Origin of the sequence: Ahrensia marina (assembly GCF_001293565.1) — a bacterium.
In the GTDB taxonomy this organism is placed as follows: domain Bacteria; phylum Pseudomonadota; class Alphaproteobacteria; order Rhizobiales; family Rhizobiaceae; genus Ahrensia; species Ahrensia marina.
Genome location: NZ_JXMU01000034.1, coordinates 1 through 26453 on the forward strand (window position 1 = coordinate 1; position 26453 = coordinate 26453).

Consider the following 26453-nt stretch of genomic DNA (forward strand, 5'->3'; position numbering starts at 1 on the left):
GTTTCAATCCTATGCGCTTTATCCGCATATGAGCGTGCGCAAGAATATCGGATTCCCGCTTAAAATGGCCGGTATCGATGCGGCACTGGCCGACAAAAAGATAGCGGAAGCGGCCAAAGTGCTCAATCTGACCGACTATCTGGATCGCCGTCCGGGCCAATTGTCAGGCGGGCAAAGACAGCGTGTTGCCATTGGCCGCGCGATTGTGCGCGAACCGGATGCGTTCCTGTTTGACGAACCGTTGTCCAACCTTGATGCGGCACTGCGTGTGAATATGCGGCTGGAAATTTCCGAACTGCACCAGCAGCTAAAAACGACAATGATTTATGTGACCCATGATCAGGTCGAAGCGATGACGATGGCAGACAAGATCGTCGTGCTGCGCGCCGGTAATATTGAGCAGGTCGGCTCGCCCATCGAGCTTTATAAAAACCCGCAAAACCTGTTTGTTGCCGGTTTTATCGGCTCGCCGAAAATGAACTTTCTGACCGGCGGTCACGCTGAAAAACACGGTGCGCATACAATAGGTGTCAGGCCGGAACATCTGCGTGCTTCAAAAACCGAAGGCGTTTGGAAGGGCGTTGTCGGGGTCTCTGAACATCTGGGTTCAGACACATTCTTGAGGGTCAATGTGGACGGTGTCGATGAGGGTCTGGTCGTTCGGGCGGAAGGGGACGTGGCTCTTTATCACGGCGATACGGTTTATCTGTCGCCGGAAAATGACAGCCGCATCTATAAATTCGATCAAAATGGACAAGCTGTCTGATGAAACGCCTAGACGGTAAAACCGCAATCATTACGGGTTCTGCGCGCGGCATAGGCAAGGCATTTGCCGAAGCTTATATCCGCGAAGGCGCACGGGTAGTCATTGCTGATATTGATTTGGACAAAGCCAAGCAAACGGCGTCAGCCTTGGGCGGCGATGCAATTGCGGTGCACTGCGATGTGACATCACAAAACAGCATCGATGCGGCGGTTAAAGCCACTATTGAGGCATTCGACCAGATCGACATTCTTATCAACAATGCGGCGATCTTTACCGCGGCACCCATTGTTGAAATCGACCGCGAAGACTATGCGCGCGTCTTTGACATCAATGTGTCCGGTACGCTTTTTATGATGCAGGCCGTCGCGCGTCATATGATCGAACGCGGCAAGGGCGGCAAGATTATCAATATGGCCAGTCAGGCCGGACGGCGCGGTGAACCACTTGTTGCCGTTTATTGTGCCACAAAGGCCGCGGTCATATCGCTGACCCAGTCAGCGGGGCAAAATCTTATTCAGCACGGAATCAATGTGAACGCGATCGCGCCGGGCGTTGTCGATGGCGAACATTGGGAGGGCGTGGATGCATTTTTTGCAAAATATGAAAACAAGGCAATCGGGCAAAAGAAAAAAGAGGTCAGCGAAAGCGTACCGTTTGGCCGGATGGGCGTTGCTGAAGATTTAACAGGCATGGCTATTTTCCTCGCCAGTCCGGAAGCTGAATATATCGTTGCCCAAACCTATAATGTGGATGGCGGACAATGGATGAGTTGATTCCGCTTTCCAATGCCACATTACGGGATTTGCCGTCAGATGTGCGTGTGCCGCGCTATGACCGCTCCACGCTTTCAGCCGGTATCGTTCATATCGGGCTAGGCAATTTCCACCGTGCGCATCAGGCTTGGTATTTGCACCGGTTGATGGACAAGGGATTGTGTCATGACTGGGCAATTATTGGCGCAGGTGTGCGCGCTCATGATGCGGCGCAGCGCGAAAAACTGATCGCGCAGGATTGCCTGACAACACTCATCGAACTTGATCCGTCGGGCATGTCGGCAGAGATCTCCGGCTCCATGATTGATTATATTTCCGTAGAAGAAGGTAACCGGTCATTGATTGAGCGTATGGCCGAGCTTGATATCCGCATCGTGTCACTGACTGTGACAGAGGGCGGCTATTATACGGACCCATCGAGCGGCGGCTTTGATTCGGGCCATCCCGACATTATTCATGATGCGCAAAATCCGGACAAACCAAAGACCGCGTTCGGTGCAATGATTGCCGCATTAAAACTGCGCCGCGCACAAGGTGTCGGACCTTTCACCGGCTTAAGCTGCGATAATTTGCAAGGAAACGGGACCATTTTGCGGGATGTCATTGTTTCGCTGGCACGCATGTCTGACCCTGATCTTGCCGTGTGGATCGAACAGAATTGTACATTCCCCAACAGTATGGTCGATTGCATTGTTCCGGCAACCGGTTCCAAAGAACTTGAGCTGGTGCGCTCCTTTGGCATTGATGACAAAGCGCCGGTAACGCATGAAAATTTCCGGCAATGGGTAATTGATGATAATTTTTGTGCCGGGCGGCCTGATTGGGATAAAGCCGGAGCAACTTTATCGGGCAATGTCCATGAATATGAAGCAATGAAGTTGCGGATTTTAAATGGCGGCCACCAGATCATAGCGATACCCGCTGATTTACTCGGCATCGAAACAATATCCGGTGCAATGGCCCATAAGAATATCCGCGCGATGCTGGAGAAAACAATCGAGCAGGAAGTCGCGCCGAATGTAAACGCGGTGCCTGGCATGAAGCCGCTTGATTATCTGTCTCTTGTCGAGCGGCGTTTTTCAAATCCGGAAATTATAGATACAACGCGCCGTGTCGCCTTTGACGGCTCAAGCCGGCAACCAGGTTTCATCATTCCGTCGATTCGCGATGCGCTGGCTGGCGGGCAACCCGTTGCCGGATTGGCGCTGATGAGCGCATTATGGGCCAAATATTGTTTGGGTGCGCGTGAAGACGGCTCTGTCATTGAACCCAATGATCCCAATTGGGCGACATTGCACGAAACGGCCCGTCTAGCGCAAAGCGATCCCCTACAGTGGCTTGCGATGCGTCAATATTATGGTGATCTGGGCAATCAGCCTGAATTTTCCAATGCTTTTGTCTTTTGGTATGAGCTTTTGGCGCGTGAAGGCGTCAATGCCGCTTTATCGGCTTATGTCGAATCTGACAGCGCTCAGGCACTTGCCATATAATCAAGTTATGCTTGATATTGGCGAGTGCGGTTTTCCGTACATTACGAAATGACGCATATGTGGCGTGATTGCCGTAAGATGTTCAAATATTCGATTTGTCGGGAAATTTATTCAGCCAAACTATTGGTGTAGGCTGTTTCGTTCGTTGAAAATGGAGCGGGCGAGGCGATTCGAACGCCCGACCCCAACCTTGGCAAGGTTGTGCTCTACCCCTGAGCTACGCCCGCTCATCTTCATGAAATGCAGTGCATTCCTTCGAACTGCCGCTATATGCGTCAAGCGCTTGCCAATTGCAATATGATTTTGCAAAAAATTTATCACATTCTTGAACAGGCATTTTTGCCGCACCCTTGCAACGGCCTCTTATGTTTAACATAGGTTGCCTATGATTGATTTTAATACGGGTGGAAAAGTGAATGAAGAGCAGTGACGATCTATTTTCATTCTTGAGCGAGCTTTCGATCAATGTGGAAAATACCGAGCATGAAGCGGTGTTCACGGTGGCAGAATCGCAGTCGTTACGCGATGACATTAAAGGCGGTCATACCAAGAACCTTTTTCTGAAAGACAAAAAAGGCCGGTATTTTCTTTTAACGGTATTGGAAGACGCCGATATTGATTTGAAGACAGTTCATCAAAAGATCGGCGCGCAAGGCCGCGTCTCCTTTGGCAAGCCGGAACCGCTTATGGAATATTTGGGTGTTGCGCCGGGTTCTGTCACCGCCTTTGGCATTATCAATGATACCGATAAACAGGTAAGCCTGATATTGGATGCGCGTTTGATGGAAAATGACATTATCAATTGCCATCCGTTACGCAACACCGCGACAACGTCGATCGCCGCTGATGATTTGAAGAAATTTATCGCGGCAACCGGCCATGCGCTACAGATCGTAGCGCTGGATGAAAAAGCGGCTTCCTGACTTGAAAAAAGCGCGTGAAAGCGCGACATGCAGTCATAATTATAGATTGACGCGATAGGAATGAACTGATGAGCAATAATGACAATCCATTTGCACCGGATGCTGGTAGCGGTTACGGCGCGGCTTCTGTTGGTTATGGCGCGCAGTCTGTTGATCAAAATCCTGCCGCGCCTGCTGCGCAAGCACCGCAGCCGGTTCCCGTTGTGGGGTCAACCATTATCGGTTCCGGACAGGCTGCGGGTGATTCAGGTCCGCTGATTAAAGATACAACAACGGCCGAATTTACGGCGGACGTTATTGAAGCGTCGAAAACAACACCGGTGCTGATTGATTTTTGGGCGCCGTGGTGCGGCCCGTGCAAGCAGCTAACACCGATTATCGAAGCTGCCGTTCAAAAAGCGGGCGGCAAGGTCAAGCTTGTCAAAATGAATATTGACGATCATCCGGCAATTCCGGGTCAAATGGGCATCCAGTCGATACCGGCAGTTGTGGCGTTTATTGACGGTAAGCCTGCGGACGGGTTCATGGGTGCGAAAAGCCAAAGCGAAGTTGAGGCCTTTATCAAGAAAATTGCTGATAGTGCAGGCGCTGATGATACAGCGGCGATGATCGAGCAAGCTTTTGAACAAGCCCGCACAGCGATTGAATCAGGTGACATCAACGGCGCGGCACAAATTTATCAGGCTGTGTTGCAACATGCGCCCGATAATGCGGAGGCTTATGGCGCGCTTGCAGGATTGATGGCCGATTATGGACAGGCCGAACAGGCGCAGGCGATGCTTGATCAGGCACCGGAACAGATGGCTAATCATCCAGCTTTAGCCGGGGTGAAAGCAAAATTGGACCTTGCGGCAAAGGTTGCCGCACTTGGCGACCCTGAAGCACTCAATGCGCGCCTTGAACAAAACCCAGAAGATCACGATGCGGCTTTTGATATGGCGCAAATTGAAAATGCGCGCGGCAACAAGGATAAAGCGGCTGAATTATTGCTCTCAATCATGAAGGCTGACCGTGAGTGGCGCGATGATGGTGCGCGTAAAGAACTTCTCGTTTTCTTTGAAGCTTGGGGTCCGATGGATCCGGCTACGCAGGCGGCACGGCGTAAATTGTCAGCGATTTTGTTCCGCTGATATTTTTGGCCTTCGCGCATTTATGTTACGCTTGGCGTCGATAATCCAAACCGATTTGCACCTTGTATTTTCGGACCGCTGTTCCATCTCTTAAATTAGGTGAAACAACAGCCCCAATAGATTGGATCGGTCTTAATGAAGGCAGGAAACTTTACTTATAAGGATCTTAACGACATACCGGCCGTCGTACCTGTTTTTCCTCTTTCCGGCGCTTTGCTGTTACCGGGAAGCCAGATGCCTTTGAATATTTTCGAACCACGCTATCTGGCGATGTGTGATGCCGCTTTGAAAACGAACCGGTTGATCGGCATGGTTCAACCGGTTTTCAGCGGCGATATTGGCTGCAAGGAAAAACCCAATCTTTGCAAGGTCGGTTGTCTCGGACGTATCATCTCGTTTACGGAAAGTGGTGACGGGCGCTACATCATCAATCTTCAAGGGGTAACGCGCTACCGCATTATTGAAGAAACATGCGCAAAAACGCCGTTCAGACAATGTCGTATTGCGGCATTTGCGCATGATCTTACCAACCAAAACAACAATGCGGATGACGTAAACCGCGAAGAGCTCTTGGAAACCTTCAGGCTCTATCTTGATGCCAATGATCTTGAAGCTGATTGGGAGAGCGTGAACAAGGCCGGTAATGAATCACTGGTCAATGCTTTGTCCGTTATGTCACCTTACGGACCGGCAGAAAAACAGGCATTGCTGGAAGCGCCTGACCTTAAAAGCCGTGCGGATACGCTGATCGCGCTTACTCAAATCGCACTTGCGCGTGATGCGGATGGCGATGAATATGCCCAGACTTTGCAGTAGATTTATCGGGCATTATGCTTGAGTGTAATCGCAAACAGGCAAGGGTGCTCTATGGCAAGTCCTACGGATATAAATATTGCAACTATTGATGAAGGCGAGAAAGCGGAAAATGTTTTGCTCGCCGGAAAAATGCTGCAACTGCTTGTCTGCCCGCTCACCAAGCAATCCTTGAAATATGACAAGGAACGCCAGGAGCTTATCTCGCTTTCGGCGAGGCTGGCTTATCCGGTGCGCGGCGGCATTCCGATTTTGCTGCCCTCTGAAGCGCGTCACCTTGAAGAAGGCGACATGGCCAAGAAAATATGAAGGGCAATGCTGCAAAAGGAAAACAAAAACGCGGCGCGCAGCGGCGCGATGCTCTCATTCAGGCAGCAGCAGCCTTATTCTGGATAAAAGGATATTCGGGAACAAGCCTTGCAGATGTTGCCAAAACATCCGGCGTACCGCTCGGCAATCTCTACTATTATTATAAAACCAAAGCCGATCTGGCATTGGGCGTTGCCAATTTCTTCGTTGACGAAACGACACAACTGATTGAAGCGGTCTCGCAGGAAAAATCTGATCCGCGTGAGCGTTTGAGGTTTCTGGTTGAACGTATGCGCGCGACGCAGGGCAAACGGCTGAGCTATGGCTGCCCCATTTCAGCGGCTTGCCGCGATTTTCGGGAAACTGCGCCCGAAGCCAGTGCGCGCGCGGGTGAAAGCTTCGCGTTACTGATTGCATTTATCGCGCAGGAATTAGCCAAGACCGGGCGAAAGCCCTCTGTTGCTTTGGTCAAAGCCCGTCATGTCATTGCCGAATGGCAGGGCGGTATTGCACTGGCCCACGGATTACAGCAACCCAATGTGCTGGCTGAAACCTATGCCCGCATGGAACGAACGCTGAGCGGTTAAACAGGGCACCGGTTTCGTAAGCTATTATGTCAATCAAGCGCTAGATTTGTTCGCCGCGCAACAAACGCGGGGTTTTACCTGATATGCCCGATGCCTGATTGATGAAGAAGTCTTTCAGCTTTGGCAGGCGGTCAACAACGCCAAGCCCGAATGAGCGCAATGCGCGCAGCGGCGCAATGTCGTTGGAGAACAATCTGTTTAGAATATCGGTGGTGACGCCCATCTGCACCGTGTCAAAACGGCGCCAGCGCTGGTACTCCTCCAAGACGTTAAGCGCCCCGATATCAAGCCCAAGGCGGTGCGCCTCAACAACTTTTTCGGCCAAAGCCGCGGCATCTTTAAAACCAAGATTAAGCCCTTGCCCCGCAATCGGATGGATGCCATGCGCCGCGTCACCGGCCAAAGCAAAGCGCGGTTTGACAAAATCTCTGGCAAGCGTCAGCCCGAGCGGATAAGCGCGCGGTTTGGTTTCCACTTTGATATCACCCAATTTTAGTCCGAAGCGCTGCTCCAGCTCGATATCGAAGGTGAATTCATCGCCATTAATCAGGCGCTGTGCTTTCTCGGTGCTTTCGGTCCAGACAATTGACGAGCGGTTATCAGTCAGGGGCAAAATGGCGAAAGGACCGGCAGGCAGGAAGTGCTCCTCGGCGCGTCCTTCATGGCTGCGTTCATGGGCAATTGTTGCAACAATGCCTGCCTGACCGTAATCCCAGTGAACGGTTTTAATACCGGCCATATCGCGCAGGCGCGAGTTAACCCCGTCACACGCAATAAGCAGCTTGGCGCGCAGTGTATGTTCATCACCAAGTTGAATATCGACGGATTGGCTTTCCTCATTGTTTTCAAAACCGGTAACGCCAACACCTTGAACGATCGTGACACCATATTCATCGCAGCGCTTGCGCAGGGCGCGTATCATTTCGACATTCGGTATCATCCGTGCGAAAGGTTCGCCCTCGTCAATACTACCTTCGAAGGTTAAAAATACGGGCCGAACCGGATCATTGGTTCTGCTGTCAGTCACAACCATCTCATTGATTGGCTGGGCATGGGGAAGGATGTCCTGCCAGCAATCAAGCTGATCAAGCATACGTACCGCAGCGGCGGCCACAGCAGAGGCGCGCCCGTCATTTTGCCATACATTGTCAGGCGCAGCGTCAACAACAACAATATTCAGACTTGGCGCTGAGCGTGCGATAGAAACGGCGGTTAAAAGCCCGACATAGCCCGCTCCCGCTATCAGAATATCTGTTTTTTGCGGCAGGGCGGCTTTGCGTTTTGCCGGCTTTTTCGGTGTTGCTGCTTTTGCCATTTGAACGGCCTACCTTCCTGCTGCATTCCAGCGCACGGCGTTGTATGCAGTTGACTTAATGTGCCTTCCTTGTAGCAAGACACTCAGAGATTTTCCACCAATGAGAGCGCAAGGAAAAAACGATGTCTGCTGCCATGGATGAACTATTAGAAACTCTGGACCTCGTGCATCTGGATGACAATGTGTTCCGTGGTCGCAGTCCTCAAGTGGGTTGGCAGCGCGTTTTTGGCGGGCAGGTGATCGGTCAGGCGCTGATTGCCGCGCAGCGCACTGTCGCCAATGACCGTTTTGTGCATTCGATCCATTGCTATTTTCTGCGTCCGGGCAATCCGGCCGTTCCCATCGATTATCATGTCGATACATTGCGCAACGGGATGAGCTTCACCACGCGCCGTGTTGTGGCACATCAAAATGACAAGCCGATATTTGCCATGTCGGCATCTTTCCAGATCGAAGAGGACGGGTTGGAGCATTTCATGCCCCAGCCGCTCAATGTGCCTGCGCCGGAGGATCTGGCGGGCGAAAAAGTGCTGGTGGAGAAAATCAAAGACAGTCTGCCGGAAAATGTGAAACGATATTGGGGACGCGAACGTCCGGTCGAGCTGCGTCCTGTGTCTTTAAAGCATTATATGAGCAGAGATCCCTTGCCGCCGCATCAGGATATGTGGCTGCGCACAACGGGTGATGTACCGGACAGCCGTGTGGTGCAGGCGGCAGTCCTTGGCTATTTGTCGGACATGACTTTGCTTGATACGGCGCTTTTTGCCCATGGCCGGTCGATCTTTGACACTGATTTGCAGGTCGCCAGTCTTGACCACTCCATGTGGTTCCACAGACCCAACAAGCTGGATGACTGGCTGCTTTACAGTCAGGACAGCCCCAACGCATCCGGCGCGCGCGGGTTCACACGCGGATCGCTTTATGCGCGCGACGGCTCACTCGTTGCCTCTGTGACGCAGGAAGGCCTTATCCGGCGTGTAGAGCCTAAAAAATAGGCAAAAAATATTTCCTGCCCAATTTTTCACCGGAGCAAAAGTTGGGCAAATTTTCGAGTGTCTGTGTTTGCGGAAAATAATACCCATAAAATACAAATACTTATGTAAAAAATATCGACTTGGCACGGTATTTGAATAGTCCGCAGTGAAGCGAAGCACGGTTTCGTGTTTTTCGTCGTGAGCCCGACATGGTGTCGGATCACAAATGAAACTGGGGAAATACGCACATGAAAATAGTCATGGCAGTTATTAAGCCTTTCAAGCTGGATGAAGTGCGTGAAGCGCTTACCGGGCTTGGCGTGCAAGGCGTGACCGTGACGGAAGTCAAAGGTTACGGGCGTCAAAAGGGCCATACAGAAATTTATCGCGGTGCTGAATATGCCGTGAGCTTTCTGCCTAAACTAAAACTTGAATTGGTGATCGATGACGATCTGACTGACAAAGTTATTGAAGCCATCTCTGGCGCTGCAAAAACCGGCCAAATCGGTGACGGTAAAATCTTCGTCTATTCCATTGATCATGCGGTGCGCATTCGTACCGGCGAAACGGATTCTGCAGCGCTTTGAGCCGCGGCATTTCGTCAGGAGAAAATTACATGACCATTTCTAAAATTTCAAAACTGGCAGTTGCGGGCGGCACGATCGCTTCCATGCTGTCAGCGCCTGCTTTTGCGCAGGATGCAGCACCGGCTGTTACGCCTGATGTTGCTTATATTTTCAACACGCTGCTTTTCCTCATTGGTGGTTTCCTAGTCATGTGGATGGCCGCTGGCTTTGCTATGCTTGAAGCCGGTCTGGTGCGTTCCAAGAACGTTTCTATGCAGTCACTCAAGAACATCGCTCTGTTTTCCATCGCAGGCATCATGTACTGGTTGGTCGGTTACAATTTGATGTATACCGGCGTTGACGGCGGTTATATCGGCTCGATCGGCACTTATGGTTTTGACCCTGTTGGTCTTGAAGGCGCAGACAGTGCCGCTTTGCTTGATACAGGCTATTCGACCGCTTCTGACTGGTTCTTCCAGATGGTGTTTGTCGCAACGGCTGCCTCTATCGTATCGGGTACGCTTGCCGAGCGCATCAAGCTTTGGCCATTCCTTTTGTTTACGGTTATTTTGACCGGTTTCATCTACCCGATTGCAGGTTCATGGCAGTGGGGCGCAGGCTGGTTGTCTGAAATGGGCTTTTCCGACTTTGCCGGTTCGACACTGGTTCACTCTGTTGGCGGCTGGGCTGCTCTTGCCGGTGCTGTTCTTTTGGGTGCACGTACAGGCAAATATGATGCGGCTGGCCGTGTTTCACCAATGCCCGGTTCAAACATCCCGCTTGCAACATTGGGTACATTTATCCTTTGGCTCGGCTGGTTCGGCTTTAACGGCGCGTCACAGCTTGCAATGGGCACAATTTCCGATGTCTCCGATGTATCGCGCATCTTTGCCAACACAAATATTGCGGCGGCAGCCGGTGTCGTGACAACAATTGTTCTTCTTCAGCTTCTTTATAAGAAGGTTGATGTAACAATGGTCCTTAACGGTGCTCTTGCCGGTCTTGTGGCTATCACTGCCGAACCACTGGCTCCGGCCGTATGGCAGGCGATTGTTATCGGTGCTGTTGGTGGTGCGATTGTGGTGTTCACAGTGCCGGTTCTCGACAAGTTGAAAATTGACGATGTTGTAGGCGCTATTCCGGTTCACCTTTTTGCCGGTATCTGGGGCACAATTATCGTGCCGTGGACAAACAGCAGTGCTTCGTTCGGCACGCAGTTTATCGGTATCATTGCTTATGGTGTGTTTACACTGGTTGCTTCGTTCATCGTCTGGTTCATCATCAAGGCTGTTATTGGCCTGCGTGCGAGCGCGGAAGATGAAATGATGGGTCTCGACAAAGCCGAAGTCGGTGTTGAGGCTTACCCAGAATTCCGATCATAATTTATCATACTGGCAAGGGCGACAGCGCCCTTGCCACCAATGTTCCTATCCCGTCGTGATGTTTTGCATCACAACACCTTACCGGCCCAGATTAATTTCTGGTGCCGGGCTTTTTTTTGAGAGTCGTAAAAACCGGGAAATCTGCATGGTTAATGAGCGCTTAACTATCGGCGGTTAGATTAAACCCTAAATTCTTGGCTAGATTCAGTATTAGGGACGTAAAATGCAGGTCAAACGCGATCGCCTTGCTTCGGCAGATTCGGATTTTGATGCCTATGAGTTTCAGCAGGAAGCGCATGACAATAAAATGACCTATTTGCTTTGGCGACAGGCAGAAATTGCTGCCGGTCTGGCATTGCTGCTGTTTGTTGTGTTTGTCGTTGCTGCTTTGGCCACATGGAATGCGGCTGATCCAAGCTTTTCACATGCCACCGATGCTCCTGTGACCAATGCCATGGGCTTTGCCGGTTCTGCCGTGTCAGATTTGCTCATTCAATTTTTTGGCCTAGCGTCTCTGGCCGTTCTTGTCCCTCTTTTGTTCAAAAGTTATGCGCTGGTGCGCGGAAACCGCTGGAATTTGCAACTGCGCCGCAGCGGTGCCTGGCTTGCAGGCAGCCTGCTTTTTGCTGCATTTCTGGGCTGTTTTCCGTCAACGCAAGCCTGGCCTTTGCCAACCGGACTTGGCGGCGTTACCGGTGATATGGTTTTGAAGATTCCCGGCCTGTTTTTGGGTGGGTATCCGCAGGGTTTCTTTGCGTTTCTGATCGGCGCAATATTGTTTGTGCCGGCTTTGTGGACGATTGCGATAGCTTCGGGGTTCCTCTGGAAGCAAAAAACGCACAGTGAAAATGATCTGGCACATGACACAATCGCGGATGATGAAGGCGAAGGTTTCGTGCGCTTTGTTAGTCTGGGTGCAATCATGCATGGCTTTTACTCGGCAAAAGCTGCCATTCGTCGGCATATGCCGCTGCGCGCCAAACCTTCTAGAAATAAGAGCCGCCCTGCGTCGCACTTTGAAGAGCCGTCTTTTGACGCAGCAGCGCATCAGCATGCAGGCGAACCGGAGATGGGCTTTGCAGCGGCAGATTCCTATGCTGTTGAAAATGCAAATTATGAAGCCAATTATTCGGGTGAAAATTGGGAAGGTGCTGAAGACTGGGCACCTCAAGTCGCGCCCGATGGTGCGCGCGGACAATCATCGCGCGTTGCTGCACCGGCGCAAATTGCACCGGCCGTTGGCGGATCAGCACGTGTTGAACCGGCTGCGCCCAAGCCAAAGCCAAGTGTTCGCGTTCAGCGTGAAGCGCAGCCTTCCTTGATCAAGGACAATGATTTTGAACTGCCGCCGGTTCATTTGCTCAACGAGCCAAAGAATGTGGTGCGCGATGAAAGCCTGTCGCCGGAAGCACTGGAACAAAACGCCCGTGTTCTGGAAGGTGTTTTGGAAGATTTCGGCGTTAAAGGTGAAATTATACACGTTCGGCCGGGGCCGGTTGTTACAATGTACGAGCTGGAGCCTGCGCCGGGTATCAAATCATCACGCGTGATCGGTCTGGCCGAAGATATTGCCCGTTCCATGAGCGCGATTGCCGCGCGTGTTGCTGTTGTGCCGGGACGCAATGCGATTGGTATCGAGCTGCCCAATAATATACGTGAAACCGTTTATTTCCGCGAGATGATTGCCTCGACCAATTATGATAATTCAAAAGCGAAACTGGCAATGGCGCTGGGTAAAACCATTAATGGCGAGCCGGTCATTGCCGATCTTGCAAAAATGCCGCATTTGCTGGTTGCCGGTACAACGGGCTCGGGTAAATCGGTTGCCATCAACACCATGTTGCTGTCACTTCTTTACAAATTATCACCGGCAGAATGCCGCCTGATCATGATCGACCCGAAAATGCTGGAACTGTCGGTTTATGACGGTATTCCGCACTTGTTGACGCCGGTCGTTACCGATCCGAAAAAGGCCGTTGTCGCGCTTAAATGGACTGTGCGCGAAATGGAGCAACGCTATAAAAATATGGCAAAGCTCGGTGTTCGAAACATTGACGGTTTCAACTCTCGCGTGAAGGAAACAATCGCCAAGGGTGAGGAAATCACCCGCACTGTACAAACCGGATTTGACCGTGAAACCGGCGAAGCGATCTATGAGACAGAAGCGCTCGATCTTGAGCCGATGCCATATATCGTCGTCGTAATTGACGAAATGGCTGATTTGATGATGGTGGCCGGTAAGGATATTGAAGGTGCTGTTCAGCGTCTTGCTCAAATGGCGCGTGCGGCCGGTATTCATGTGGTGATGGCGACACAGCGTCCGTCGGTTGATGTTATTACCGGTACGATTAAAGCGAACTTCCCGACGCGAATCTCGTTCCAGGTGACATCGAAAATCGACAGCCGGACAATTCTTGGCGAAATGGGCGCCGAACAGCTGCTCGGTATGGGCGATATGCTTTATATGGCAGGCGGCGGGCGTATCCAGCGTGTTCACGGACCGTTTGTTTCAGATGAGGAAGTGGAAGATATCGTCAAACATCTGAAACTGCAGGGCGTGCCGCAATATCTTGAGGCCGTGACAGAAGATGACGAGGAAGAGGCTGATTCAGGTAGCGGAAGTACGGGTTCCGGCGGCGGCACTGATTCCGAGGATCCTTATGATCAGGCTGTTGCCGTTGTCCTTCGCGACCGCAAAGCGTCAACCAGTTATATTCAGCGCCGGCTTGGCATTGGATATAACCGTGCGGCGTCATTGATTGAACGTATGGAAGAGGAAGGCGTTATCGGGCCTGCAAACCATGCCGGTAAACGCGATATTCTGGTTCCGTCTGAAGAAGAGCAGCAAATGGGCGGCATGATGTAACATGCATTTACAATACTGTGCCGAATTGCCGCCACATAACAGTCAAACTATCTCCTTATGTACTGCGTATGAAAGTCCCAAGAAGGGCAAGATGGAAAAGAGAAGATTATGAAAAAGAACACTCCTTTACTACGCCGGACATTTCTTGCGCTGTGCACAAGTGCTGTTATGGCAGCCTCCATCTCTGTGCCGTCCGCAAGGGCAGATGCGCCTCAGGCAATCGCTGATCATTTTTCCAGTGTTAAGACAATGATGGGTGAATTTGTGCAATTTGGCCCGTCAGGTGAGCAGACAGGCGGTAAATTCTTTATCGAACGGCCGGGAAAAGTCCTTTTCCTTTATGAAGAGCCGTCGAATATTCGCGTTGTTTCGGATGGCTCAACAGTTGTCGTCAATAACAAGAAGCTCGATACGTGGGATACTTACCCTTTAAGCAAAACACCGCTCCAAGTCGTTCTTGCCGACAAGATTGATCTGTCAGGCAATAAGGTAAAATCGGTCAATCAGGCCGACGATCTGACCACGATTGTCATGCAGGACAAGCAAATTTTCGGTGACAGCGAAATTACGATGATGTTTGACCCTGCCAATTATGATTTGCGCCAGTGGACGATCAAGGATGCGAAGGGCAAAGATACGACTGTAATGATCTTTAATGTCAAAGAGGGTGTGAAGTTCGGCGAACGGACATTCGCAATCGATTACAACCGTATCCGTGCCTCCAAAAAAGGCGGCAATTGAGCAATATCAACGACTGTAGATATAAGCTTATCTAAAATCTAATTTGTGAGCGGCGGCATCTTTTATGGTGCTGCCGCTTGTTTTTTTGTGACCCATTCTGCACAAGTTTAACCTTACTAATGAGGTTTACACATGGCAGATAATTCTTTCTCACTGGCAACCTGGAACATCAATTCGGTGCGTTTGCGCCGTGAGATGGTTGAAAGTTTCCTGAGCGAGTATCAGCCTGATGTCCTATGTTTGCAGGAAACAAAATGTCCGGACAATCTGTTTCCGGCTGCGGCTTTTGCTGAACTGGGTTATACCCATACCGCGATACACGGGCAAAAGGGCTATCATGGTGTCGCAACGCTTTCCAAATACCCGCTGACAGAAATCAACAAGCGGAAATTCTGTGAAATTGACGATACACGCCATGTGGAGTGCATTGTCGATACGGGCACAAAGAAGATACGCATCCATAATTTCTATGTACCGGCGGGCGGTGATGAGCCCGACCGCGATATTAATGTGAAATTTGCCCACAAGCTCGACTTTTTGGAAGAAATGCGTCTGATCAAAGCCGAGCCGGGCACCGCTGACGGTTCTATCCTTGTTGGCGATTTGAATATTGCGCCGCTGGAATCAGATGTCTGGTCTCATAAGCAGCTTTTAAAAGTTGTCAGCCATACGCCGATTGAAACTGAAACACTGGAAGATTTGCGAATTGAAGGCGGTTGGTCCGACCTGATTCGCACGCATATTCCGGAGCCTGAACCTGTCTTTACGTGGTGGAGTTACCGGTCAAAAGACTGGGCGGCGTCAAACCGCGGGCGGCGGCTTGATCATATCTGGTCGTCTGAAAATCTTGTGACGCCACTTCAAAATATTGAAATTGTCAGTCACGCGCGCGGGTGGGACCGTCCGTCGGACCATGTTCCGGTCATTGCACGCTTCGCGCTATAAGAGCCAATGGCATAAATTATAGATCGCGCCCATATTTAAAGCGATTTTCCAGCGTGCCGATATTGTCGAGAAATTCTTTTAGTCTTTCGAGTATATCACGGTGAATATTTGCCGCTGTTTCCGGATACTCCGTCAGCATTCGGTGGAATAGTGAGCGGTTTATACGAATCACTTCGCAATCTGTTTGCGCCACAGCGCTGGTAAGTCTGTTGGTATCTGTGAGCATTGCCATCTCACCGATAATTGCGCCCGGCCCTACTGTTTTGACAGGCTTTAGCTCACCGCCGACTGTGCGCATCAGATCAATATGGCCGCTGGCTATGACAAAACCGCAGTCAGCGCGGTCGTCTTCGCGGAAAATAGTCCGGCCCTTGCTGAATCTCAGCCGCTCGGAGCCGAACGCCAATAGACGCAGTTGCTCGGTGTGCAACGCGTCGAAAATCTGTGCGGATGCAATGATCCGAATGTCATCATCCAATGACAATGCGAGTCCCCTTAACTGGCAACCATATTACTCCATCAGGGGCTGTTATAGTAGCGCAGTTGTTTTGAAAAGGTGGGCTCATGCAAAACTGCGCTTTGAATATCTCTTAAGGGACCAGCTTGTAGCCGCCACTTTCAGTCACCAGAATTGCGGCGTTGGATGGATCGCTCTCGATCTTCTGGCGCAAGCGGTACACATGCGTTTCAAGCGTATGCGTTGTGACGCCGGAATTATATCCCCACACTTCTTCCAGCAATGTATCGCGGCTGACAACTTTGCCGCCGGTACGGTAGAGAAACTTAATGATCGAAGCTTCTTTTTCGGTCAAGCGCACTTTTCCGCCATTGGCATCCAAGAGCAGTTTTTGGCTCGGCTTGAACGTATAAGGACCGACAACAAATGTTGCGTCTTCTGATTGCTCGTGCTGGCGCAATTGGGCGCGCATACGGGCGAGAAGAACCGCAAATTTGAAAGGCTTGGTAATATAATCATTGGCACCGGCTTCCAGCCCGAGAATCGTATCCGAATCAGTGTCATGGCCGGTCAGCATGACGATAGGCGCTTTAAAGCCGCCCTTGCGCAGAAGTTTGACGGCTTCGCGTCCATCCATATCGGGCAGGCCGACATCCATAACAACAAGATCGATCATCTGGTTGCGGGCAGCTTCAATTCCCTTTGCGGCGGAAGCTTCCTGCAATACTTCAAATTCTTCATAAAGAGACAATTGCTCTACGATTACTTCGCGAAGGTCGTTGTCATCATCTACTAGAAGGACTGTGCGTGTCGTCATAGATCACCTTATAGGCTAGTATTCTGTCCCGATATGTTCATCGATAAGAATATGTTACTTAAATACATATACACCAACAAAGGGCTAATCGTGAAATATCGCTAATTCATGACCTATTGCGGTATTTTAGTTGAGGGGCAATTAAATTTTCGATGAACTTTTTGAGAACTATCCGTGTACATCGCCAGCCGGATGATACGCGCAAAGGCATTATTGTTGCCGAAAACCGCACAATCTTATGTGCGCTTGGCCGGTCGGGGCCAAGTGTGTTCAAGCGTGAAGGTGACGGCGCAACGCCTGCGAACCGTTATTTATACCCAATAAGCGGGTTTTTTCGTGCGGACCGTGTTCAGCGACCGAAATCTGCCTTGGCGTTTGAGGCCCTGACGCCCGATGACGGTTGGTGCGATGCGCCTGCCGATGCGAACTATAATATGCCGGTTAAATTGCCTTTCGGCGCTTCACATGAGGTGATGACGCGCCAAGACAAGCTATATGATATTGGGATTATTTTGGACTGGAATATGCCGGTTGCAGGGCGCAAACGTTTTGGCGGTTCGGCGATTTTCTTTCATCTGTGCAAGCCGGGATACACACCGACTGAAGGGTGCATTGCCGTTGAAGAAGCCGATATGCGCTGGCTTCTTCAATATATGACAACAGACACCCGAATTTTCGTTCACCGCTGAGGTGAGGTTTTTAGAGCGTGTCAGGAAAAGTGGGAACCGGTTTTCCACCCGGACATGTGGCAAATCAAAGGGTTAGAGAGTGTCTGCGTTTCAGTGAAAAGCAGACACTCTAAAGCGGCGGGTTATCAAGCCCGCCCATGCGGCAGACTTCCAGCCATTCCTGCTCCGTAACAGGCTGAACAGACAGGCGCATTGATGTGACAAGCGACATTTTTTCAAGCGCCGGGTTTGCTTTTACGTCTTTGAGCGTCACAGGCTTGGGCATGTCGCAAACAGCTTTGATGTCGACACAATCCCAGCGTTCATCATCGGTTGTGCTGTCAGGATGGCTAAGCGCACAAACCTCGACAATGCCGACAACTTCCAGCCCTTCATTGGAGTGGTAAAAGAACGCCTTATCGCCAATTTTCATCTGGCGCATATTGTTACGCGCCTGATAATTGCGGATGCCGTCCCATTCCTCGCCTTCCTCGCCCTTGGCTTTTTGCATTTCCCAGGACCATTTAAACGGCTCGGATTTAAACAACCAATAGTTCTTTTCCATTCTTCTCTCTCTGTCGGGCTTGAATTCGTTGCTGTCCGGTTCGTTAATCGAGCGGTATGGTCAGCGGCGGGTGATCGATTCTGATTTTAGCGGACGGGCCATGAGCTGTGCAATGGCGGTGTCCACATTAATAGAGCCGGATAATAGCTCATTGACGGCAAATATCAGCGGTGCATCAATATTGTTTTCACGCGCGATATCGGCGGCAATGCGCGCTGTTTTTACACCTTCGGCGAGTTTCATATTGGCAAGATCGCTGCCGCGTCCGATGGCCGCGCCATAGGCAAAATTGCGCGATTTTTCAGAGCCGCACGTCAATACAAGATCACCGAAGCCTGAAAGGCCATTCAAAGTTTCGGACTGCGCGCCCAAGGCAAGTGCAATGCGCTGAAGTTCAGCAAATCCGCGCGTGGTCAATGCTGCCAATGCGCTGGCACCCAAGGCGCGGCCGTGAACAATACCGGCTGCTATTGCCAGAACATTTTTCAATGCGCCGCCATAATCAACGCCCAGCTGATCATTGCTGGCATAACAGCGCAGATTTTTATTCGACAAGATTGCGCAAAGCGACAGCGCCGTTTCGGTTTCATCGGCGGCAATGGTTACGGCTGTCGGCAAATTGCCTGCGACATCAATCGCAAAACTCGGACCGGAAAGGGTGGCCACCTGGTGATTAGGAAAAATGCGGTGCAGAACCTGCCCCATCGTTTCACCGGTGGTTTGGTCAATGCCTTTGGCGCAGGAGATTATGACCGCGCTTGAGCGAATATGAGGCACTATCTTTTCAGCGGTGGCAGCCAATGTCTGGGCAGGGGTCACCATCAAAATAATATCTGCACCACGAACGGCTTCTTGCAGGTCATGCTCATAGTTAAGCGTTTCAGCAAGTTGTATGCCGGATAAATATTTATCATTGCGGCCGGTATCGCGCATTAATGACAATTGCGCGGCATCCCTGCCCCATAGCGTTACAGATTTGCCGTTTGCAGCCTGATTGGAGGCAAGTGCCGTTCCCCATGCGCCTGATCCCAGAACTGTGATCTTATCGCTCATGCCTTGGCACCTTTTTTACCGGATCCAATAATCGGGGCACTATCACTATCAAGCGGCCAGCGCGGGCGCGGCGTCGCATCCATGTCAGATTGTGCGCCTTCTGAAAGATGCTCAAGCCCTGCCCAGGCGATCATCGCTGCATTGTCCGTACATAGCGCTATCGGTGGTGCCAGAAAGGTGAAACCGTGGTCAGCGCAGGCTTTTTCAAGCATGGTCCGTATCGCCTTGTTCGCGGCAACACCGCCGGCAACCACCAATGTCGGCTGCCTGCCTTCAAATTCATTTCGATAGCGCAACAAACTGCGTGAAATACGGTCCTCCAATGATTCTGTGACGGCGATTTGAAACGAAGCACATAAATCGTCAATGTCGTCTTTTGTCAGCGCACCCAGTTCGGTTGCCTGCCGACGCAGGGCTGTTTTCAAGCCCGAAAAGGAAAAGTCCAACCGGTCCTCACCCTTTAAAGGGCGGGGTAATGAGAAACGCTTCGGGTTTCCGTCGAGCGCATGTTTTTCAACAGCAGGGCCACCCGGATAGGGAAGGCCTAAAAGTTTAGCCGTTTTATCGAATGCCTCACCCAATGCGTCATCAATTGTCGAGGCCCAGCGTTCATAATCACCAAGGCCGCGCACAAGTACGATTTGCGTATGTCCGCCGGAAACCAGCAGCAGCAAATAGGGAAATTGAATGCCGTCCGTCAGCCGTGCGGTGAGCGCGTGCCCTTCCAGATGATTTACCGGCAAAAAGGGTTTGTTTTGCGCATAGGCAATTGCCTTGCCGGTCATAACGCCGACAATCAGGCCGCCGACCAGGCCCGGCCCAGTTGTTGCGGCGATGGCGTCAATATCGGACCATGTACAGTTTGCCTCATCAAGTGCGCGCTGCACGATGCCGTCCAGCTTTTCCACATGTGCCCGCGCAGCGATTTCAGGCACAACGCCGCCATAAGCTGCGTGATCATCAATCTGGCTATGGACGATGTTTGACAGGACTTCTCCGCGCACAGGGTTTGTTCCGCCGCGCACGACAGAGGCGGCAGTTTCATCGCAACTTGTTTCGATGCCCAATATGGTTAGCATAATAGATGGCTTGTTCTTATGGTCGGTTTGTTGCATCACTCGGCTAATCCATAGCGGACCGCGTTCTGCTTGGATTTGGCCTAACACGAATGAAAAAGGTTGCAAATAGTGGCTTCGACCCCGCAAAGAATCGGGATTGGTACCCGTGGCAGTCCATTGGCATTGGCGCAAGCACATGAAGTGCGTGATCGATTGATTGCCGCTCATGGTGCTGATGCTGTTGATATCGAGATTCATATTATTTCTGTTGTCGGGGACCGTGTTCAGGACCGCGCCCTTTCCGAGATCGGCGGCAAGGGACTGTTTACGGAAGAGATCGAAGCGCAACTTTCCAGCGGTGACATTGATATTGCGGTTCATTCCTCAAAAGACATGCCGACCAAATTGCCCGATGGTCTGGCGTTAATCGCGTTTCTTGAACGCGAAGATCCGCGCGATGCTTTCATCAGCCATTCGGTAAAAAGTATTCTGGACATGCCGGAAGGTGCGGTGCTTGGCACATCGTCACTGCGCCGTCAGGCGCTGGCGCTGCGTGCGCGCCCTGACCTGAAAATTGTCGGATTTCGGGGCAATGTGCAAACGCGGCTTAAAAAGCTGAGTGACGGGGTTGCCGATGCGACGCTCCTTGCCAGTGCGGGCCTTCGCCGGCTTGGCATGTCAGATGTGGCTGCCGCTCTCATCGATATGAGCATTTTCCCGCCAGCGCCCGGCCAAGGGGCAATTTGTGTTGAAGGGCGCATTGGTGACCAGCGCATACTCGATCTTATCGAGCCTCTAAGGCATGAGCAAACGGAAGTGGCCCTTGCGTGTGAACGTGCTTTTCTTGCCACGCTTGACGGCTCGTGCCGCACCCCGATTGCCGCTTACGCGACTATAGATGGGGATCATATTTCTTTTGACGGCACAATATTACGCCCTGACGGAAGTGAAGCCCACGACATTAAAATTGAAGGGCGTGTTGGCGAAGCAGCGGAAATAGGCATGCGCGCCGGGCAACAATTAAGAGCGACCGCAGGCGATGACTTCTTCAAAGACTGGCAATAATTTGGCCAAAGCCGGTGCGCCCACCATTTTGGTGACAAGGCCGCAGCTGGGCGCAGCGGTCACCGGCGAAAAACTCGTAAAAGCCGGATTTAATGTCGTTGTACAACCCTTTACCGAAATGGTTGCCAAGCCTGCGCCTTCTGATCTTTCCGAATTGCACACTGTAACGGCGATCATTGTCACCAGCGCGAATGCGCTGCGCTATTTATCAGATGAAATGCGTGCGGTATTAACTTCAATCCGTATGCTCACCGTTGGTGATGCAACCCGTGAGGAGGCACAGCGACAAGGCTTTGACAATGTGATTTCCGCTGACGGTAATGCGCGTGATTTGACCGGTTTAATCCGGCAGGAAGTGACGTCTGACGACCATATTCTTTATTTATGCGGCGCAGTGCGAACGACGGATATTGAAACTGAACTCAGCCGCCTGAAACTGTCTTTCATAGTTCTTGAAACATATGAAACTATAAAAATAAGTCAGTTAACTGATATAATAAATTTAATGTTCATGGAATCGGAAATTGACGCTGTCTGTTTTTATTCCAGCGTATCGGCACAGCTTTATACTGAATATTTTCAAGCTGCGGGTAGTGCCAGCAAGCTATTGAATATAAAATATTTTTGTATATCCGATCGTGCGAAATCATGCCTTCCGGATGCGTTGAAAAAATTATCTTTTGTCAGCGAAAAGCCGCGCGACGATGCTATGATCGATCTTCTCGTTAAGCACTATCGTCTTTCGTAACGAGAATCTTTGTCCCTGCTTCTTTCTCTTTACGATCTGCGTGCTAAATATCTAATGAGATAATTTTAACTGGAGGCAGGAAATGGCCGGGTCCAATAAAACACGCCGCACCCCGAATACGCGAAAGCCCGTCACAATTGATCTTGAGGCCAAGCCGGTAAAAGCCGATGAATCGCCGATGGCGTCAGATACAGCGCAAGCCAAATCCACCGAACCCACATCCAGTACACCTGAGAACAATGATCCCAAGAAGGCGGAGCCGGTGGCGTTTGATGAACTGGCCGACAAGAAAAACGCAAAAGCTGATGCGGATAAAACTGTTAGCAAAGACAGCGGAAAAGCTGCGCCTGCATCGCCCAAGCCGGACGCTAAAAAACCTGCCGGCAATTCCGGTTCAGGTGCGGTCACGGGCGGGTTAATCGGCGGGCTTATCGCGCTGATTGGACTTGGCGGATTGCAATGGGCTAATGTCCTGCCTTCATTTGGCAGCGCCTCAACCCAAGCCACCGATACAACGCTGATCGAAACCGATATTGAAGCTTTAAAAAAGCAGATCGCAACATTGGAAGAAAGTTCGGCGACAGAGAACCCTTCCGCCTTGCCATCTGATGTTGAGGCGCAATTAAGTGCTGCCTCAATCGCTTTTGAAGAGGCAACGGCCCGTGTTGATGCGATTGAACAGTCGATTGCCGAACTTGGCGATGAGGTCGATACATTAAAATCGGCAGCGTCCGGCACAGGAGACGGCAACAATGTTTCTGCCGAGGTCAGCGGGCAATTGTCCGGCCTAAGCGAGCAAATCAGCGGCCTTGAAGCAAATATTGCCGAGCAGGATGAAAAAATCAGCGCAGCGCAAGCAGAATTCAATGAGCAGATCGCTTCTCTTGAGGGCCGTGTTGCAGACGTTGAGGCGGTAACGGCCGATGGCGGCGCCAATGCGGATGTTGCCAGCGCTATTGCATCTGCGGGCCTGAAATCAGCGATTGATCGTGGCGGCTCTTTCATGGCTGAACTGGAAGCTTTTGCCACGGTTTCGCAGCAGCAGGAAGTTATTGAAGGCTTGCGCAATTATGCAGCGGCGGGCGTTCCTACAATCAACCAACTGTCTGACGAGTTTTCATCGGTCGCCAATAAGATTGTCGCGACCGGACAAGGGCTGGATGAAAATGCCGGTATTACGGACCGCCTGTTGCAGTCTGCACGTTCACTTGTCCAGGTGCGGCCTGTGGGCGAGGTTGAAGGCGAAACGCCGGGCGCGATTGCCGCGCGCATCGAGACACGTTTGAAAAGCGGTGATCTTGCCGGTGCGCTGGCGCAATGGGACACACTGCCCGAGGCGGCAAAAGAAGTATCGGCGGATTTTGCCGAGAAAATGCGCGCCCGTCAGAGCGTCGATGAGCTGGTTGCAAAAGCGCTGACAGGCGCAATGGCAACAACTTCGGCAAATTAATCCGATCAAAGGGAAATAGCAGATGTTACGTGTATTATTCTTCGTATTGATCGTATTCGCACTTGGTTTCGGATTTGCTTGGCTTGCCGATGTGCCCGGTGAAGTCGTTCTAACGGTCGCTAATCAGGAAATTACAATTTCGCTGATGGTGGCGGCCATTGGCATTGTTGCGTCGATCGTCATTGTGATGTTTGTCTGGTGGGTTTTGAAACTCCTGCTCACATCGCCGGAACGGGTGCAGCGGTTCTTCCGCTCTCGCAAGCGCGACAGAGGCTATCAATCCTTGTCGACCGGCATGATCGCAGCAGGGGCCGGCGATGGGGCAACCGCACGCAAGATGCTGAAACGCGCGGACGGCTTGCTTGATTCGACAACCGAGCCGCTTTTGCATCTGCTTGATGCGCAGGCAATGATGCTCGAAGGGCGTCATGATGATGCGCGTAAAAAGTTCGAAGAAATGCTGGAGGATCCTGAAACCCGTGTTCTCGGATTGCGGGGCCTTTATGTCGAAGCACAGCGCCTTGGTGAGCGCGATGCGCAGCGCCATTATGCGGAAAAAGCGGTGGAGATTGCACCGCAGCTTGGCTGGGCGAGCAATGCGGCGCTTGATCTTAAAACGGCAGATGGAGATTGGGACGGTGCCATTCGGTTGCTGGACAAGCAGAAAAGCGCCAAACAGGTTTCAAAAGAAGATGCTGCCCGCAAGCGCGCTGTTCTGCTAACGGCAATGGCGATGGATTTTGCTGAAACGGACCCTGCAAAAGCTAAATCTGCCGGACTGGAAGCCCACAAACTCGCGCCGGAATTTGCACCGGCGGCGGTGGCGGCTGCAGAAGCAGCGTTCCGCTTGAATGAAGTACGCCGCGGCGTGAAAATTCTGGAAACAACATGGCGCAAAGAGCCGCACCCGCAAGTTGGCCTTGCTTACGTAAATGCCAAATCGGGCGAATCGACTGCGGATCGCTTGAAACGGGCCAAACGCCTTGAGCAGATTAAGCCGTCACATGTTGAGACCAATATGGTTGTCGGTCAGATGGCGATGGAAGCAGGCGAGTTCGAAATGGCGCGCCGGGCTGTTGCCGATGTTTTGAAAGAAGACCCGCGCGAAAGCGCCTTCGTGCTGATGGCCGACATTGAGGATGCCGAAACAGGCGATCAGGGCAAAGTGCGCGAATGGATGGCGCGGGCTGTGCGTGCGCCGCGCGATGCGGCGTGGACTGCCGATGGTTATGTGTCTCAAAAATGGGCACCCTTCTCGCCGCTGACAGGTAAGATTGACGCTTTTGAATGGAAAGTGCCGGTCGAAACCGTTGGGGCCAAGATGATCGAAAATGATCTTGATCCGATGGAGCCGGGCAAGGCGCCGGAGACATTGATCGCTGAAGTTGCGGCAACCGGTGCGGTGATTGCCGGTGTGACAAGCGCTGAGAAGGAAGAGGCGCTTGATGCTGAAGCTGAAAAGGTGGATGTTGAACCGGCTCCGGTTTCAACAGCAGCAAAGAACAATTCTGGCAAAGATGAGAAACCGTCTGACCTTTCCAGCAAGAAAGACGAACCTCCTATGCCGCCGGAAGTAACGGGTGATGATTCGGAAGAAGAAATAAAAGTACCGATTCCGGATGATCCGGGTGTTGATCCAAATGAAAAACCCGAAGAAGATCGTCGCTTCCGGTTGTTTTGATAGGAATTTAGGGGCGCACTATGTTTGACAGGCTACTCAACTTCTTGAACTCACTTGGCGAAGACAGTCAGGCAAACCGTTCAACCGGTGACTATGCTGACAATGACCCGCGCCTGTGCGCAACCGCTCTGATGTACCACGTCATTCGTGCCGATGGTGTCTTGCGGGAGGTTGAAAAAGAACGTTTTGAAGCATTGGTGCGTCAGGAAAACAATATTGACAGTGCGGAGCTGGATAAACTTCTGGAAGCCGCGAAACTCGCCGACAACGAGGCGATTGATCTTTACAAATTCACCAGCGTTTTACGCATGGGACTGGAGATGGAAGATCGTGTCCATTTTGTCGAATTGCTGTGGGAGCTTGTCTATTCGGATGGTGAGCGCCACGAATTGGAAGACAATGTTGTCTGGCGTATTTCTGAATTGCTGGGCGTTGACGGACGCGACCGTGTCTCAATGCGCCAGCGGGTACAGAGCCGCATGGAGGGTGATGCTGACGGATGAGCATTGTCGAGGTTAAAAAACCGGTTCTCGTCATCCTTCACCAAGAGACTTCAACGCCCGGGCGGGTTGGCCAGCGACTTATGCAGCGCGGCTATGGGCTGGATATAAGGCGGCCGCGCTTTGGCGATCCGCTGCCGGAAACACTGGCTGAACATAGCGCTGCCGTTGTTTTTGGCGGACCGATGAGTGCCAATGATCCGGAAGAATTCATGAAAATTGAAACCGACTGGCTTGCTGTACCGCTCCGAGAAAACAAGCCGCTGATCGGGATATGTCTTGGTGCGCAAATGCTGGTCAAACATCTTGGCGGGCAGATCTATGGTGAACCGACCGATAATGTCGAAATCGGCTGGTATGATATCGAGCCGACACCGGCCGGTCTTAAATTGATGGATTGGCCGGAAAAAATTTATCAGTTTCATCGTGAAGGTTTTACGTTGCCTTCCGGCGCTGAATTATTGGCGAAATCCGCAGACTTCCCAAATCAGGCTTTTCGCTATGGTGAAAATGCCTGGGCCGTACAGTTCCATACGGAATTAACGCTGGCGATGATGCACCGCTGGGTTGTGCATGGCGCGCACCGTTTTGAGCTGCCCAACGCGCAAATCGGCAAAGATCATTTGCTCGGCCGCTATCTTTATGATGCGCCTGTTTCCAAATGGCTGGATGATTTTCTGGATATTGTGCTTTCCGAGCACAGCGTGGCTATTTAGAGCGTGCCTGCTTTTCAGTAAATCGCATCCACGCTCCAATCCTTTGATTTACCGCATGTCTGGCGGAAACCGGTTCCCACTTTTCCTGACATGCT

Annotated in this window: 27 protein-coding genes and 1 tRNA gene; 21 read left to right on the forward strand and 7 right to left on the reverse strand. The window is 51.5% G+C overall.

Annotated features, from left to right (window positions below; genetic code table 11):
• From SU32_RS16100 to SU32_RS16110, 3 genes are all read left to right on the forward strand, one after another.
• The coding region (locus SU32_RS16100) for an ABC transporter ATP-binding protein (RefSeq protein ID WP_054000408.1) at positions 1 to 766 on the forward strand (766 nt) is incomplete at its 5' end.
• Positions 766 to 1539 (forward strand): L-iditol 2-dehydrogenase, encoded by a 774-nt coding sequence (locus SU32_RS16105; protein ID WP_054000409.1) that lies wholly within the window; start codon positions 766 to 768, stop codon positions 1537 to 1539. The genes SU32_RS16100 and SU32_RS16105, both read left to right, overlap by 1 nt.
• A complete protein-coding gene (locus SU32_RS16110) occupies positions 1527 to 3029 on the forward strand; it encodes a mannitol dehydrogenase family protein (RefSeq protein WP_054000410.1) in 1503 nt (500 codons plus the stop codon). The genes SU32_RS16105 and SU32_RS16110 overlap by 13 nt, the downstream gene beginning before the upstream one ends.
• Before the next feature lie 152 nt (positions 3030 to 3181).
• Here the strand turns inward: SU32_RS16110 and SU32_RS16115 are convergent.
• Positions 3182 to 3256, reverse strand: a tRNA-Gly gene (locus SU32_RS16115).
• A gap of 189 nt (positions 3257 to 3445) precedes the next feature.
• Here SU32_RS16115 and SU32_RS16120 point away from each other — a divergent pair.
• From SU32_RS16120 to SU32_RS16140, 5 genes are all read left to right on the forward strand, one after another.
• A complete protein-coding gene (locus SU32_RS16120; protein WP_054000411.1) occupies positions 3446 to 3952 on the forward strand; it encodes a prolyl-tRNA synthetase associated domain-containing protein in 507 nt (168 codons plus the stop codon).
• A gap of 68 nt (positions 3953 to 4020) precedes the next feature.
• Positions 4021 to 5082 carry a thioredoxin gene (gene trxA / locus SU32_RS16125; protein ID WP_054000412.1) on the forward strand — a complete coding sequence of 354 codons (1062 nt, stop codon included), beginning with the start codon at positions 4021 to 4023 and terminating at the stop codon, positions 5080 to 5082.
• Positions 5083 to 5217: 135 nt separating this feature from the next.
• On the forward strand, positions 5218 to 5898 hold the full coding sequence (locus SU32_RS16130) for an LON peptidase substrate-binding domain-containing protein (protein WP_054000413.1): 681 nt from the start codon (positions 5218 to 5220) through the stop codon (positions 5896 to 5898).
• A 129-nt stretch (positions 5899 to 6027) separates the two neighbouring features.
• On the forward strand, positions 6028 to 6204 hold the full coding sequence (locus SU32_RS16135) for a Trm112 family protein (protein WP_245625560.1): 177 nt from the start codon (positions 6028 to 6030) through the stop codon (positions 6202 to 6204).
• The gene (locus SU32_RS16140) at positions 6201 to 6791 is read left to right on the forward strand and encodes a TetR/AcrR family transcriptional regulator (protein ID WP_054000415.1); all 591 of its coding nucleotides are present in this window, start codon (positions 6201 to 6203) and stop codon (positions 6789 to 6791) included. Before SU32_RS16135 ends, SU32_RS16140 begins: the two co-directional genes overlap by 4 nt.
• Before the next feature lie 40 nt (positions 6792 to 6831).
• Here SU32_RS16140 and SU32_RS16145 read toward each other — a convergent pair whose 3' ends face one another.
• The gene (locus SU32_RS16145) at positions 6832 to 8106 is read right to left on the reverse strand and encodes a ubiquinone biosynthesis hydroxylase (RefSeq protein WP_054000416.1); all 1275 of its coding nucleotides are present in this window, start codon (positions 8104 to 8106) and stop codon (positions 6832 to 6834) included.
• A gap of 122 nt (positions 8107 to 8228) precedes the next feature.
• On the opposite strand from SU32_RS16145, the gene SU32_RS16150 reads away from it, so the two are divergent.
• The 6 genes from SU32_RS16150 to SU32_RS16175 all read left to right on the forward strand — a co-directional run bounded on the left by SU32_RS16150 (position 8229) and on the right by SU32_RS16175 (position 15580).
• Complete coding sequence (locus SU32_RS16150; RefSeq protein ID WP_054000417.1) at positions 8229 to 9101, forward strand: acyl-CoA thioesterase; 873 nt, start codon at positions 8229 to 8231, stop codon at positions 9099 to 9101.
• A 227-nt stretch (positions 9102 to 9328) separates the two neighbouring features.
• Positions 9329 to 9667, forward strand: coding sequence for a P-II family nitrogen regulator (locus SU32_RS16155; protein ID WP_082376845.1), 339 nt, complete (start codon positions 9329 to 9331; stop codon positions 9665 to 9667).
• 29 nt (positions 9668 to 9696) lie between these two features.
• Positions 9697 to 11028, forward strand: coding sequence for an ammonium transporter (locus SU32_RS16160; RefSeq protein ID WP_054000419.1), 1332 nt, complete (start codon positions 9697 to 9699; stop codon positions 11026 to 11028).
• Between the two features lie 223 nt (positions 11029 to 11251).
• A complete protein-coding gene (locus tag SU32_RS16165; protein WP_082376847.1) occupies positions 11252 to 13894 on the forward strand; it encodes a DNA translocase FtsK in 2643 nt (880 codons plus the stop codon).
• 108 nt (positions 13895 to 14002) lie between these two features.
• Positions 14003 to 14635, forward strand: coding sequence for an outer-membrane lipoprotein carrier protein LolA (locus SU32_RS16170; RefSeq protein ID WP_054000420.1), 633 nt, complete (start codon positions 14003 to 14005; stop codon positions 14633 to 14635).
• Positions 14636 to 14767: 132 nt separating this feature from the next.
• A complete protein-coding gene (locus SU32_RS16175; protein ID WP_054000421.1) occupies positions 14768 to 15580 on the forward strand; it encodes an exodeoxyribonuclease III in 813 nt (270 codons plus the stop codon).
• Positions 15581 to 15596: 16 nt separating this feature from the next.
• Here the strand turns inward: SU32_RS16175 and SU32_RS16180 are convergent, their stop codons facing one another.
• Both SU32_RS16180 and SU32_RS16185 read right to left on the reverse strand, forming a co-directional pair.
• Positions 15597 to 16064: a cyclic nucleotide-binding domain-containing protein gene (locus SU32_RS16180; protein ID WP_054000422.1), complete on the reverse strand. Its 468-nt coding sequence runs from the start codon at positions 16062 to 16064 to the stop codon at positions 15597 to 15599.
• Between the two features lie 106 nt (positions 16065 to 16170).
• Complete coding sequence (locus SU32_RS16185) at positions 16171 to 16854, reverse strand: response regulator transcription factor (protein ID WP_054000423.1); 684 nt, start codon at positions 16852 to 16854, stop codon at positions 16171 to 16173.
• Between the two features lie 152 nt (positions 16855 to 17006).
• On the opposite strand from SU32_RS16185, the gene SU32_RS16190 reads away from it, so the two are divergent.
• Entirely contained in the window at positions 17007 to 17543 is a 537-nt protein-coding gene (locus SU32_RS16190; RefSeq protein WP_054000424.1) for a L,D-transpeptidase family protein, read from the forward strand.
• 109 nt (positions 17544 to 17652) lie between these two features.
• Here SU32_RS16190 and SU32_RS16195 read toward each other — a convergent pair whose 3' ends face one another.
• The 3 genes from SU32_RS16195 to tsaD are packed head-to-tail and all read right to left on the reverse strand — an operon-like array spanning position 17653 to position 20219.
• Complete coding sequence (locus SU32_RS16195) at positions 17653 to 18087, reverse strand: EVE domain-containing protein (protein ID WP_054000425.1); 435 nt, start codon at positions 18085 to 18087, stop codon at positions 17653 to 17655.
• A 60-nt stretch (positions 18088 to 18147) separates the two neighbouring features.
• Positions 18148 to 19140: an NAD(P)H-dependent glycerol-3-phosphate dehydrogenase gene (locus SU32_RS16200; protein WP_054000426.1), complete on the reverse strand. Its 993-nt coding sequence runs from the start codon at positions 19138 to 19140 to the stop codon at positions 18148 to 18150.
• On the reverse strand, positions 19137 to 20219 hold the full coding sequence (gene tsaD, locus SU32_RS16205; protein WP_054000434.1) for a tRNA (adenosine(37)-N6)-threonylcarbamoyltransferase complex transferase subunit TsaD: 1083 nt from the start codon (positions 20217 to 20219) through the stop codon (positions 19137 to 19139). The genes SU32_RS16200 and tsaD overlap by 4 nt, the downstream gene beginning before the upstream one ends.
• 99 nt (positions 20220 to 20318) lie before the next feature.
• On the opposite strand from tsaD, the gene hemC reads away from it, so the two are divergent.
• The 6 genes from hemC to SU32_RS16235 all read left to right on the forward strand — a co-directional run bounded on the left by hemC (position 20319) and on the right by SU32_RS16235 (position 26358).
• Positions 20319 to 21263, forward strand: coding sequence for a hydroxymethylbilane synthase (gene hemC / locus SU32_RS16210; RefSeq protein ID WP_144421184.1), 945 nt, complete (start codon positions 20319 to 20321; stop codon positions 21261 to 21263).
• Positions 21238 to 22011, forward strand: coding sequence for a uroporphyrinogen-III synthase (locus SU32_RS16215; protein WP_082376849.1), 774 nt, complete (start codon positions 21238 to 21240; stop codon positions 22009 to 22011). The genes hemC and SU32_RS16215 overlap by 26 nt, the downstream gene beginning before the upstream one ends.
• A gap of 82 nt (positions 22012 to 22093) precedes the next feature.
• Entirely contained in the window at positions 22094 to 23461 is a 1368-nt protein-coding gene (locus SU32_RS16220; RefSeq protein WP_054000429.1) for a COG4223 family protein, read from the forward strand.
• A gap of 22 nt (positions 23462 to 23483) precedes the next feature.
• Positions 23484 to 25142, forward strand: coding sequence for a heme biosynthesis protein HemY (locus tag SU32_RS16225; protein WP_054000430.1), 1659 nt, complete (start codon positions 23484 to 23486; stop codon positions 25140 to 25142).
• 20 nt (positions 25143 to 25162) lie between these two features.
• Complete coding sequence (locus tag SU32_RS16230; RefSeq protein ID WP_054000431.1) at positions 25163 to 25645, forward strand: tellurite resistance TerB family protein; 483 nt, start codon at positions 25163 to 25165, stop codon at positions 25643 to 25645.
• Positions 25642 to 26358, forward strand: a complete 717-nt coding sequence (locus tag SU32_RS16235) for a glutamine amidotransferase (protein ID WP_054000432.1) — start codon at positions 25642 to 25644, stop codon at positions 26356 to 26358. Before SU32_RS16230 ends, SU32_RS16235 begins: the two co-directional genes overlap by 4 nt.
• The last annotated feature ends 95 nt before the right edge of the window (positions 26359 to 26453 follow it).